Origin of the sequence: Neobacillus solisequens, assembly GCF_051233465.1 — a bacterium.
Classification (GTDB): Bacteria; Bacillota; Bacilli; order Bacillales; family Cytobacillaceae; genus Neobacillus.
This window is the reverse complement of record NZ_JBKFGJ010000020.1, coordinates 60,334-73,058: the sequence shown is the minus strand read 5'-3', so window position 1 is coordinate 73,058 and position 12,725 is coordinate 60,334. Positions and strand designations below refer to the sequence as shown.

Here is a 12,725-nt window from a genome sequence, read left to right as displayed (position 1 = left end):
TTGAAGGAACAGCAAATCGCACTCATAGTCCAAAAAGTGATGGAGCAATTGCAAAAAAAGATTCCACCCGAACAACAAACAGTACAAGAAACAATTAGTCAGGAAGAAAAACCTCCATTGACCTTTACGAAATTGGATTGGAACACAATTATTCCAGAGCCTGCTTATCCGGCAGGAATTGCCGATCTTACAGCTGCAACCCCGGCTCGGATTGGGGTGTGGAGAACAGGGACACGTCCCTTAACCAAGACCATGTTAAAGTTGCAATTCGACCATGCTGCAGCCATTGATGCAGTTGGAGGTGAGGTACTTGAAAGTTACCTGCAGGAATTCGATCTTTTTACAGTGGAGACCTGCTATGAAAACAAAGAAGTGTATCTAAAAAGACCCGATAAAGGGAGGATTTTAACAGAAGAGGCTGTAAAGACGATCAAAGAAAGATGTATTTACAGGCCGCAAGTACAAATTGTCGTTTCGGATGGACTAAGTGCCAGTGCGGTGGAAACGAATCTAAAGAATGTTTATCCAGCTTTACTAGATTCATTGAAAATAAATAACCTTACCACAGGAACGCCCTTTTTTGTGAAAGGAGGAAGGGTTGCCTGTATGGATCATATTGGTGACATATTGGAGCCGGAGACACTTGTTTTGTTGATCGGTGAACGGCCCGGACTAGTCTCTGCAAGTTCTATGAGTGCCTATATGTGCTTTAGGCCAAGAAAAGGAATTGTGGAATCGGACCGCAATGTCATCTCTAATATCCATCCACTCGGTACTCCGCCGGTCGAAGCAGGCGCACATATTGGAACGGTTCTAGGTAAAATGATTGATCAACAAATCAGCGGAGTTAAGCTGGAGCTATAAGGTAGGAAAGGGGGGGGAGAAGAGATGGAGGTTTTTATCGGTTTTACATTAGTCATTATCACCCTTGTTGTCGGTACTGCCATTGGCATGAATGCCAATAAAAACGTCAGAACCTTTAAGGAAGAAGAACATGAAATCTTTGTTGGAAAGGATGAAAAATAAGAAAAATGGAGGGGACATGAATGAAAAATAAAGACCAACAATTGTTGGAGGATAAGAAGCACCTCAACCGTTATGGGTATGCTCAGGAATTATTGCGGGATATGGGCGGTTTTTCAAACTTTGCGATCTCATTTTCGATTATTTCCATTTTAACAGGTGCAGTATCGCTTTATGGCCATGGTTTAACCTATGGCGGACCAGGAATGATGGGTTTTGGCTGGACCATCGTTGCTTTCTTCGTCCTGCTGATTGCTGCTTCTCTTGCTGAACTTGCATCGGCAATCCCAACAGCAGGGGCTCTTTATCACTGGGCTGCTGCCTTAAAAGGGATCAGGATTGGTTGGTACACAGCCTGGATTAACTTAATTGGTCAAATCGGCATCGTCGCCGGAATTGATTATTCATGCGCCTTATTTGCAGACCCACTCTTGGCATCTGTCTTTGGTTATTCCTCTACCGATACCACTATTTTAATTGTCTTTGGCGTTATCCTCCTTTTACACGGAATTCTCAATCACGTTGGTATTAAAATCGTTGCAAAATTAAATGACTTTTCGGCTTGGTACCACATGGGTGTGGTGGCCATCCTAGTTGTAAGTTTAGCCTTCTTCACGAAAAATGGCTTGCAGCCGGTTGATTATTTATTTAAAGTGGGGCAGACTTTCTCTGATCAACCGTATTTCCTTGCGTTTTTAATCGGACTTTTGCAGGCGCAATGGACTTTTACTGGGTACGATGCATCTGCCCATACTATTGAAGAAACTGTTCATCCACGGGTTCGTGCTCCTTGGGGGATTTATAACTCGGTAGCATTCTCATTTGTTTTTGGATTCATCATGCTTGCTTTCGTTACCCTGTCCATACACGATGCTTCTGGTGCAGTAAATTCAGACAATGCTTTCATCTTTGTCATCAGTAAAGCACTTGGAGGAACATTTGGTTCAATAGTTTTATGGCTTGTGACCCTTGCCATGTTCTTTTGCGGGCTTTCCTCGATCACTTCTTTTTCAAGGATGATGTATGCTTTTTCCAGGGATAAAGGTATGCCGTTTAGCCGTCATTGGGCTGAAATCAGCCGTAAATATCGGACACCGGCAAAAGCCATTTGGTTATCCGTTATCCTTTCCTTTGCTTTAGCCCTGATAGACTACATTACAAAACTGATGAATCCTGATGCCGGCTATTCAACGATTGCCTTTTTAACCGCGGTAAGTGTGGTTGGTTTATATGTGGCATATGGGATTCCAATATATTTAAAGCTAAGGGCAGAAGCCAAAGGAATCTTTCTGCCGAAACATTACGGTCCTTGGAATCTTGGGAAGTGGAGTAAACCGATTAACATATTGAGTCTTTTATGGATTATTTTCATATCAATCGTCATGATGATTCCGCCAAATCAAATGGCTGCCTATGCACTGGCAGGAATGTTTATTCTTCTGATAATCATGGATTTAGGATATTACAAGAAGCACTTCAAAGGCCCACAGGCAGCCCTTGAAAAATCAATCGATGAAATTAGACGATTGGAAGATGAATTTGAAAAAGAAGAAAACTAAAAAGGAAAAGTGCCCTTATTGGCAAGACGGGGCACTTTTCTTATTTTGGTAATAGATGAAATAAACAATTATTTTTTAAAACAAGTATCATTCAAAAGGGAAGTCCTAAGCATCATTTCTTGGTTTTTCATTTACATATGGTACTATGTACATATTAAAAAGAACGAGGTGTAAACATGAAAATTGAAGTTTGGTCAGATTTTGTTTGTCCATTTTGTTATATTGGCAAGCGCCGTTTAGAAATGGCACTTGAACAATTTCCACATAAAGATCAGGTTGAAGTTGAGTTCAAAAGTTTTGAACTTGACCCAAATTCTCCAAATTATAATGGTCAAAATATTCACGAGGTGTTAGCCAAAAAATATGGTATGAGTGTTGAGCAAGCGAAACAGGCAAACAAGGGAGTCGGCCAACAGGCAGCATCAGTCGGGTTAACCTTTAACTTTGATGATATGAAACCTACTAATACGTTTGATGCCCATCGTTTGGCTAAATTTGCAAAAGCGGAAGGCAAAGAAGGTGCTATTACCGAAAAGCTCTTATTTGGCTATTTTTCTGAATCTAAATTAGTTAGTGACCATGAAACATTGGCTAATATAGCAGAAGAAGTGGGACTTGATCGCCAGAAAGCTCTTGAGGTTCTTCAAGATGAAACTGCATATGCCAGTGATGTACGAATGGATGAAGCCCTTTCCCAGCAATACGGAATTAGCGGCGTTCCTTTCTTTATTGTCAATCAAAAATATGCCATTTCTGGTGCTCAGCCACTTGAAACTTTCGTAGGGGCTCTTCAAAAAGTATGGGAAGAGGAGTCTGCTACACCGGTCCTACAAAATCTTTCTACAGACGATGATGTGAGCTGTGCAGATGGCAGCTGTGCAATACCTGAGCAGAAGTAGGGAAAATAAAAGATGGGAAAGGAGATCTTGTCTCCTTTCCCATTTCTTTTAGCAGCCTTTTTTTCGTTTTTTAAATACCCACATATTCCCATCTTTCCAACAGCTTTTCGACTGATGTCTGTTATGGGCTGTGCTGTGCCAATTCGTGCATTTTAAATGCTGTACATGTCTGGAAGTCCTTCTTCTTGAAGTATTTCGTCTTGTAGTGTTTCTATGTCTAGACGAAGTCATTTGCTTAGAAGTTGTTCTCCTGGAAGTCCTTTTACTCGAAGTCTTTCTATTTGAAGTTCTTCTCCGTGAAGTGCCTCGGTTACTACCCGGATCCATAAACATGAAATCGCCAAACCCTCCACGTCTTGCTTCATCTGCAGCCATTTGAATATCTTCAGGTGAAAATTCTCTTTCTGCCATATTTGCACCTCCTTTTTAAATTGAAAAGGGAGTACGAATTGAATAATAACTATGAATAACCCACTCCTCTTTTACCAATTTACGTCTAATTATAAATTTTGGTAAAGGACAAAAGCCTAGACGGATAAAAAATGCTGTTTCTCACGTGACCGCCAGCTCTCAAATTACATACCAATAAAGGGAGGGAGGCGATAAGAATGGACGAGGCAATTACAATCCCCCATTATAAACTTTTCATTAGACCTGTTGATTTGAAAGAACTGAAAAGGGATATATGGAAAAATACGCCACTCCCGGCCCAATTATCGATTGATGGTAAACGTTTAGATATTGATGTCTGCTACCGTGGATCGCATATACGTGACTTTCCAAAAAAATCTTATCAGATTTCCTTCTATAAGCCTGCATACTATCGAGGCTCAAAGCTCATTCATTTAAATGCCGAATACAAAGATCCATCCATGATCCGTAATAAACTTTCCTTTGATTTTTTTTCAGAGCTAGGCTGTTTATCCCCGAATTCACGTCACGTTTGTTTAACATTGAATGGAAAAATGGAAGGCGTTTATTTGGAAATCGAATCAGTGGATGAGTTTTTTTTAAAAAGAAGAAAACTCCCAGGAGGAAGTATTTTTTATGCAATTGATGGGGATGCCAATTTTTCTTTAATGAGCGATTTGGATAAGAAGACAAAAAAGTCTTTAAAACAGGGCTATGAGAAAAAGTATGGGAAAGATGATTATTACTTAGAGGAAATGATTTTTAAGATTAATACTATACCAAGAAATGAATTTGAGAGGGAAATTCAAAAATATGTAGATGTAGAGAAATATCTTAGATGGATGGCAGGAATTATTTTCACTTCGAATTATGATGGATTCGTACACAATTATTCTTTATTTCGAAGTAGTGAAACAGGGCTGTTTGAAATGATTCCTTGGGATTATGATGCGACTTGGGGACGTGATGTGAATGGAAAAATAATGGAAGCTGATTATGTACCTATAAAAGGATTTAATACATTGACTGCCAGATTATTAGACGTTGACCATTTTCGCAGAAGGTATCGTGATCTTATTTTAGAGGTGTTAGCTTATCCATTTTCAAAAGAGTTTATCGCGCCAAGGGCTGAAAAATTATTAAACGAAATCCGCCCCTTTCTGCTAATGGACCCCTATAAAAACAAATATATTGATGTGTTTGATGGGGAACTGGATGTAATTTTAAGATATATAGAAGAGCGCAGAGTTTATCTGCAAACTAGATTGTACAAATTGTTGTAGGACAAAAAAAGAGCCGCTAATTGCAGCTCTCTTGAGATATAAAAAGGTTTCTACGGCTAATTTCGTCTAAAAGAATACCAATGAATTCGTTAGATAGGTTTAATTGAATCGATTCTTGATAAGCCTGTAATAAAATTTGATCTTGTAAAAGTTGCAGTGATTTCAAAACATGATCCCTCTTTTAATTGATTTCTGTTCAATATATTAAATTACTTGTTCACTATTTTGAATATATTTAATTAAAAATCCACAAAACTTTCAAAAAAAGGTAAAAATGTTTATCACTGTGATATTTTCCCTTTCAATTACGTACCTATTTATGAAATAAAAGGCTGTGTTAAAGAACAGTGTTGATTTTTTACACTCTGTTGATTGGAGCGGAAGGTGCGAAGACTCCTCGAAAATGCTAACGCATTTCCTTCGTGCGTGGGCGAAATTCTAGGAAGAAAATCAATGTCCTGTGGGAGTACGGTTCTGGAGAGACCCCGCAGGCGCAAGCGCCGTGGAGGCTCACCGAAACGTCCACGGAAAGCGAAGCAACTGGAGCGGAAATCAACAGACAAGTTTAACAGGACCAAATAAAAAATGGCTTCCTCATAAGAAAGGAGGCCCATTATTTTTCTCTTGAGGGAAGTGAGGAGGAAAGCCGTCAGTTTGTATTTGATGAAAAGGGCCCTGCTCAATCGCCAGATCCCCATTAAAATAATTCCGAATCTTAATAAATATTTACTGCTAAATGAAATTCCTGTTGTATAATCAAGAGGTGCACCTATATTGCACCCTCCAACTTTCATTGTGTATATCCACGATAACCTAAGAAATGTTGAATTCTAGTATTAGCGTTCGTAATAGAAGGCGATTTATGAACATTTCGAATATTTCTACCAAGATTATGTTGTTATGGAGAAATAATTTCTTTATACTTTAAATGACAATAAATGTATACAAATACAGGAGAATACAAAAGTATGTTCGAGAAATTTAGGGGAGTAACCAGTACAAATTATAAATCTCTATTTGATCAGAATCCTGATGTGGTCATATCATTTGATACAAATGGTATTTTCATGGAAGCGAATAATGCGATTTCTGATTTATTCGGATATGATGTTGATGAGCTTTTGAATCAATCATTTGCTCCACTAGTTGTGCCATCAGATTTAAAAAAAGCTCTTTCTTATTTTGAGGAAGCAGTTAACGGAGAAGCCAATCATTATGAATGTTGGATTATTGATAAAGGTGGTAATGAGAGAAAAGTAAACGTTACCAACATACCTATCTATAATAATGGCGTTATCACAGGGATTTTTGCAATAGTAAAGGATATTACAGAAAATTACCGAATTCAAACTCTGATTATCGAAGCAGAGAACAAATATAGAAGCCTTGTTGAAAACTCCCAGGTTGGCGTTTATATTTTACATAATCGAAAAATAGTATATGTGAATCCATATTTATGTAAACTGACAGGGTATAGCCTTGAAGAATTACATGGTATGAATTTATCAAATATAATCATGCCTGATGACCAAGTAAAAGTTGATGAAAATATAAAAAAGCTTTATCTAAATAAAGGGACCGGAACGGTTACAAAATTTCGGGTTAAAGGTAAATATGGAAACCCTATTTATGTCGAAGGTTATGGATCTAAAGTTGCTAATCATGGTAAAGATTCTATTATCGGTACTGTGATCGATGTGACAGAAAAAGTTAATTCTGAGAAAATAATCAGACATATGGCTTATCACGATCAATTAACGAATTTGCCGAATCGTTATTACCTTAAAGAAAAAATGGGTGAAGTGATCGAAAATGCCGAAAAAAATAACTCGCATTTTGCTGTCATTTTTCTTGATTTGGATCGCTTTAAGGCAGTTAACGATAATCTGGGACACGAAATTGGCGACAAATTATTAATGGATATTGCGGAACGTTTAAAAGGTTGTGTGAGTAAAAAGGATATTATATCCAGATACGGCGGAGATGAATTTGCGATCCTGCTGCCGGAAAAATCAAGCAATTGTGCGGCAAAGGTTTCACAAATCATATTAAATAGCCTATCACAGCCCTATTATTTAAACCATCACGAAATATTTGTAACTCCAAGTATTGGAATCAGCATGTATCCCATTCATGGTTCAGATTTTGACCAACTCATTAAAAATGCCGATTTATCCATGTATTATGCAAAAAGTCTCGGTAAAAACAATTATCAATTTTTTAATGATAGTTTAGAAAATGATTCCAAAAATGAGTTGGATTATGAAAGGGAACTCAGAAAAGCATTGGAGCGCAATGAATTTGTCCTCTATTATCAACCGCAAATTAATATGGAAACAAATGAGATTATTGGGGCAGAGGCGCTTATAAGATGGCAGCATCCGGAGAAGGGGATGATACCTCCGGCTGAATTTATTCCGATTGCTGAGGAGTCAGGATTAATCATTCCAATTGGGGAATGGGTCTTAAAATCAGCTTGTCTGCAAAATAAGAAATGGCAAGAGGAAGGAATGCCTCCTTTTACAATGGCTGTCAACATATCTGCTAAGCAGTTCTTTCAATCCAACCTACCCGAAATCGTAAAACGCACACTGGTGGAGACAGGGCTAGAACCGAAATATTTAGAACTTGAAATAACAGAAAGTATGACGATGAACGTAGAACGTGCTATTTCTATGCTGCTTGAATTAAAGAAAATCGGAGTTAAAATTAGTATTGATGACTTTGGCACAGGATATAGTTCATTATATTATTTGAAGAAATTCCCGATTGATAAACTAAAGGTTGACCAATCCTTTATTCGAGATTGTATTAATGATGTTCATGATGAAACCATTGTGAAAACAATTATTTCTATGGCAAAAAACCTGAAACTGCAAGTTATTGCAGAAGGTGTGGAAACAAAGGAGCATGTATCTTTTTTGCTCAATCAAATGTGTAATGAAGCGCAAGGTTATTTTTATAGTAAACCAGTTCCTGTAACCGATTTTAAACAAGTAACTTTTAAGTAATTGACAAAACCCTAAATAAATATTTTACCTCAACACCTGAAGGAATTTCAGGTGTTTTTTATCGTAGAAATGCCGCATGATTTAGAAATTCTCAAAATACATTACTATGAAGAAAGAGTTCGTTTAAAGGAAGTGTTACGGATGACTTCGGATCACCGGGTGATGGAGCTTTTGTCCAATTACATTCAGCATCAGCATAAAGGAGTACTTGCTACTGTTATTTCCGTAGAGGGTTCAGCCTATAAGCGGGAAGGAGCTAAGATGATCATCGAACCAAATGGACATAGCTATGGAATCATATCAGGGGGCTGTTTAGAGGCGGATGTGATTCAAAATGCTGAGTTGGTACTGAAATCAGGAAAAGCATGTATCAAGCGTTATAATCTGAATGAAGATTATGTCTGGGGTCTGGGATTAGGCTGCCCTGGGACGGTGGAAATATGGATAGAGCCTATTGGTAACACTGATATATGGAACAAAATGGCGGAGTTGCAATCTTGTTGTGAACCGAACGTGGTTTGTAGATTGTTAACAGAACATGGGAAAGCAGGCCCAAGTTTAATCATTACAGGGAATGAGGTCTTTGGAGAGTTAAAGGATGCCATGATAAAAGAGAAGTTGGTCTCCATTTCTAGGGCAAAGTTAGCTCAATTAACTGCACGTTCTGAAATGCTAGCAATGGATACACTCTCTGGGGATATTCGAGTTTTCTTTGATGTATTTCTCCCTCCGCCACAGTTATTTATTTTTGGGGCAGGGTATGATGTGGTTTCTTTGGTCAATATCAGTCAAGTTTTAGGGTTTCACACCACCATCATTGACCCGCGAGAAACCTATAATACAAAGGAAAGATTTCCATCAGCAAGAACGATACTTGCGGGGCCGGAAAAATACAGCACTATCGGAAAAATGAATAAACAATCCTATATTGTCATCATGAATCATCATTTGGAACGAGATATGGAGTCGTTGGCATTTGCTATGAAAACAGAATCCCCGTATATTGGCCTGTTAGGACCAAAAAAACGACGGGAAAACCTCTTGAACCTTTTAAAGGAACAGAACATTATTTTTTCAAAAAATCAATTAGAAAAGTTGCACAGTCCCATTGGTCTTGATATTGGGGCAGTATCCTCAGAAGAAATAGCCGTTAGTATTATCAGTGAAATTCTCGCTTTTCGGAATGGCCACAAAGGTGGATTTTTGCGAGATCGATCGCAGATTCATCATAAGCGTTCAAGGGAACTGGAGGAACAGGTATGAAAAATATCTGTTCCATTTTATTAGCTGCAGGGTCGTCCTCAAGGATGAACTATCCAAAGCAATTGCTTAAGTGGAAGGGGAAAACATTGATCGAGTACCAGATTAATCAACTAAGGAAACAATCATTTGCCGAAATTATAGTGATCCTGGGCCATCAGTGTGAAAAAATAAAAGAAATAGTGTCAATCAAAGATAAGCGTGTTACATTTTTGACTTGCAGGCAATATCCGGCTGGTTTAAGTGAGAGCTTAAAAACAGGATTATCTTATGCAATGAAAAAATATGAGGGACTCTTGATTATGTTAGTTGATATGCCGTTAATTCAATCAAAAACTATAGAAAAAGTGGTGCATCGAGGGTCAAGCCTATTAAATAACAGAAACGATCCATATGTGGTGCAGCCAAGTTACCAGCAACAACCAGGGCATCCGGTGTTTATCGGCCATTTTGCAAAAATTGATTGGAGAGACTTAAAGGGGGACCAGGGAGCCAAGCAAATGATGAGGAAATTTAAAGATCATTATTTTATTGATTTGATGGATGAGGGGATTATTCATGATTTTGACACCCCTGAAGAGTATGAAAAGGCTTTAATAAAAATTAAATTAAAGGAAAAATGACTTGAATTAGTCAGAAAATTCTTGTAAGCTAAAAATAGCTTCATCCTATCTGCCAGACAGCAGAAGGAAATGAGGATGGTTTTATAATTGAATTTACTGACTAATTAGATTCCACTCCCAGCCTTTGTCGGTTGGTATTAATGGATCAGGTAGCCAGTCCATACCACATCTGTGTGTTTGGGCTGGCTTTTTATGTTTTTGAGACAAATTTAGAAAGTGGAGGTGGAAAAGTGAGTGGTGGGGCATTAACGGGGATTAAGGTATTAGATTTAACAAGGGTGCTGGCTGGTCCGTATTGTACTATGATTTTGGCGGACCTGGGTGCAGATGTGATAAAAGTGGAAGCCCCGGGTGGAAGTGATGAAACGAGGAGTTGGGGTCCGCCGTTTCAAAATGGTGTAAGCGCTTATTATTTATGTACAAACAGAAATAAGCGGAGTATCACTGTTAATCTGAAAACAGAAGAAGGAAGAGCGATTATCCGGAAGCTGGCAGAAGATGCGGATGTACTGATTCATAATTTTAAAACGGGCTCGATGGAAAAATGGCAATTAGACTACGAATCGTTGAAAACGATCAACCCTAGATTGGTGTTTTGTTCGATTACTGGATTTGGTGAAACAGGTCCATTAAGTCATTTGCCTGGCTATGATTATATCATCCAGGGTATGAGCGGTCTGATGAGTATTACAGGAAGTGAAGAAAGTGGACCTATTAAAATCGGTGTAGCCATGGTTGATATCTTAACAGGTTTATATTCTGCCATTTCTATTGAGGCAGCCCTTCTCGAACGCGGAAAGTCGGGGATGGGGCAAAAAATAGATATGTCGCTCCTAGATACAGCGGTTAGCTCACTTGCCAACGTGGCCAGCAACTATCTTATTTCCGGTCATGTTCCGAGAAGATTGGGAAATGATCATCCCAACATTGTTCCATACTCAATCTATAAAGCATTGGATGGAGAAATAATTATCGCAGTCGGCAATAATCGCCAATTTTCCACTTTATGTGAAGCGATGGGGATTGCAGAGATTGCACATGACGAAAGATTTCATACTAATGATGCAAGAGTACAAAATAGAACTTTGCTCGGAAAAATATTAGAGGAGCAACTGCAATTAAAACCGGTTGAGTATTGGACTGAATTATTTTGTGCACACAACATTCCCTGCGGCCCTATTAGTTCAATGGATCAAGTATTTAATCAACCCCAAGTAAACGCACGTGAAATGGTTGTTGAAGTGAACCATCCTGAAGCAGGGGTAGTGAAGCTGGTTGGTTCACCTATTAAACTTTCAAGGACAAAGACAAAGATTGAAAGACACCCACCGGTGGCCGGTGAACATACGAAGGAAATTTTACTGCAAGCCGGATATTCTTTAGATGAAATTGAGCAATTTGAAAGTCAAAAAATTATTTAATGGAGGTTTTTGACAATGAATTTTGATTTTTCAGAAGAACAGGTTATGTTAAGAAAGATGGTAAGAAGTTTTGTAGATAAGGAAATTATTCCTAATATGCGAGAATGGGATGAGCGTGGCTACTTTGATCCAGTCATTTGGAAAAGATTAAGAGATTTGGACCTTTTGGGCGTTTGTATTCCGGAGCAATATGGTGGCAGCGGAATGGACTACAATTCACTGGCAATCGTTTGTGAAGAGTTGGAAAGAGGGGATACGGTATTCCGTACGGCTGTTTCCGTTCATATCGGTTTAAATAGTTTAACGCTTTTACAATGGGGGACTGAAGAGCAAAAGCAAAAGTATTTGGTCCCACAGGCTAAGGGTGAAAAAATCGGTGCATTTGGATTAACGGAGCCTGGAGCTGGTTCTGATGTTGCTTCTCTTGCCACTACAGCGGTTAAAGATGGTGACGATTACATTTTAAATGGTTCGAAAACGTGGATTTCACTTTGTGACGTTGCTGATCATTTTATCGTATTTGCCTATACGGATAAATCGAAAAAGCACCATGGTATTTCAGCGTTTATCGTTGAACGGACGATGCCTGGTTTCTCTTCAAAAGCCATTAAAGGAAAACTGGGAATTCGTTCCGGTAACACTGGTGAGCTATTCTTTGACCAGGTTAGAGTGCCAAAAGAAAATTTATTAGGTCAAGAAGGTGAAGGATTCAAAATCGCGATGGCTGCGCTCGATAATGGTCGATTTACCGTTGCCGCAGGGGCTGTAGGCCTTATCATGGCATCGTTAGAAGAAAGTGTGAATTATTGCCATGAACGAAAAACGTTTGGGAAAGAAATTGGGAAGCATCAGTTAGTTCAACAAATGCTTGCCAACATGGAAGCAGGTTTGCAGATGAGCCGATTGTTGGTATATCGCGTTGGAGAACTGAAAAACAAAGGTGTCCGTAACACCCGTGAAACCTCCCTTGCCAAATGGCAGGCCTGTGATTTTGCCAATAAAGCCGCTGATGATGCAGTCCAAATTCATGGAGCGTATGGTTATTCCAGTGAATACCCGGTAGAACGATTCTTAAGAAACTCCAAAGCTCCGGTCATTTACGAAGGAACAAGAGAAATTCATACCATCATGCAAGCAGAATATGTACTCGGTTATCGGGAAGATAAACCATTAAATAACATGCTGCCGGCTTGGCCGTTCGAAAAAGAAACCGTTTCAAAATAAAATAGTATTGA

12 protein-coding genes are annotated in these 12,725 nt (G+C 38.8%); 10 read left to right on the top strand and 2 right to left on the bottom strand.

The window, feature by feature from the left end; translation table 11 throughout:
• The 4 genes from eutC to ACI3K6_RS18960 all read left to right on the top strand — a co-directional run bounded on the left by eutC (position 1) and on the right by ACI3K6_RS18960 (position 3,481).
• Positions 1 to 864: an ethanolamine ammonia-lyase subunit EutC gene (gene eutC, locus ACI3K6_RS18975; protein WP_435556048.1), complete on the top strand. Its 864-nt coding sequence runs from the start codon at positions 1 to 3 to the stop codon at positions 862 to 864.
• 24 nt (positions 865 to 888) lie between these two features.
• Positions 889 to 1,026: a hypothetical protein gene (locus ACI3K6_RS18970; protein WP_435556047.1), complete on the top strand. Its 138-nt coding sequence runs from the start codon at positions 889 to 891 to the stop codon at positions 1,024 to 1,026.
• 20 nt (positions 1,027 to 1,046) lie between these two features.
• Positions 1,047 to 2,582 (top strand): amino acid permease, encoded by a 1,536-nt coding sequence (locus ACI3K6_RS18965; RefSeq protein WP_435556046.1) that lies wholly within the window; start codon positions 1,047 to 1,049, stop codon positions 2,580 to 2,582.
• 176 nt (positions 2,583 to 2,758) lie between these two features.
• Positions 2,759 to 3,481, top strand: a complete 723-nt coding sequence (locus tag ACI3K6_RS18960) for a DsbA family oxidoreductase (protein ID WP_435556045.1) — start codon at positions 2,759 to 2,761, stop codon at positions 3,479 to 3,481.
• Between the two features lie 48 nt (positions 3,482 to 3,529).
• Here ACI3K6_RS18960 and ACI3K6_RS18955 read toward each other — a convergent pair whose 3' ends face one another.
• Entirely contained in the window at positions 3,530 to 3,892 is a 363-nt protein-coding gene (locus ACI3K6_RS18955) for a CotG/ExsB N-terminal domain-containing protein (RefSeq protein ID WP_435556044.1), read from the bottom strand.
• A 197-nt stretch (positions 3,893 to 4,089) separates the two neighbouring features.
• Here ACI3K6_RS18955 and ACI3K6_RS18950 point away from each other — a divergent pair, with 197 nt between their 5' ends.
• Positions 4,090 to 5,175 carry a CotH kinase family protein gene (locus ACI3K6_RS18950; protein ID WP_435556043.1) on the top strand — a complete coding sequence of 362 codons (1,086 nt, stop codon included), beginning with the start codon at positions 4,090 to 4,092 and terminating at the stop codon, positions 5,173 to 5,175.
• 16 nt (positions 5,176 to 5,191) lie between these two features.
• On the opposite strand, the gene sda is transcribed toward ACI3K6_RS18950, so the two are convergent.
• Complete coding sequence (sda, locus tag ACI3K6_RS18945) at positions 5,192 to 5,341, bottom strand: sporulation histidine kinase inhibitor Sda (protein ID WP_335480575.1); 150 nt, start codon at positions 5,339 to 5,341, stop codon at positions 5,192 to 5,194.
• Between the two features lie 802 nt (positions 5,342 to 6,143).
• On the opposite strand from sda, the gene ACI3K6_RS18940 reads away from it, so the two are divergent.
• From ACI3K6_RS18940 to ACI3K6_RS18920, 5 genes are all read left to right on the top strand, one after another.
• Positions 6,144 to 8,186 carry a sensor domain-containing protein gene (locus tag ACI3K6_RS18940; RefSeq protein WP_435556042.1) on the top strand — a complete coding sequence of 681 codons (2,043 nt, stop codon included), beginning with the start codon at positions 6,144 to 6,146 and terminating at the stop codon, positions 8,184 to 8,186.
• Positions 8,187 to 8,237: 51 nt separating this feature from the next.
• Positions 8,238 to 9,449, top strand: coding sequence for an XdhC family protein (locus ACI3K6_RS18935; protein WP_435556041.1), 1,212 nt, complete (start codon positions 8,238 to 8,240; stop codon positions 9,447 to 9,449).
• Entirely contained in the window at positions 9,446 to 10,069 is a 624-nt protein-coding gene (locus tag ACI3K6_RS18930) for a nucleotidyltransferase family protein (RefSeq protein WP_435556040.1), read from the top strand. The genes ACI3K6_RS18935 and ACI3K6_RS18930 overlap by 4 nt, the downstream gene beginning before the upstream one ends.
• A 230-nt stretch (positions 10,070 to 10,299) precedes the next feature.
• Entirely contained in the window at positions 10,300 to 11,490 is a 1,191-nt protein-coding gene (locus ACI3K6_RS18925) for a CaiB/BaiF CoA transferase family protein (protein ID WP_435556039.1), read from the top strand.
• 15 nt (positions 11,491 to 11,505) lie between these two features.
• Positions 11,506 to 12,714 carry an acyl-CoA dehydrogenase family protein gene (locus ACI3K6_RS18920; protein ID WP_435556038.1) on the top strand — a complete coding sequence of 403 codons (1,209 nt, stop codon included), beginning with the start codon at positions 11,506 to 11,508 and terminating at the stop codon, positions 12,712 to 12,714.
• The last annotated feature ends 11 nt before the right edge of the window (positions 12,715 to 12,725 follow it).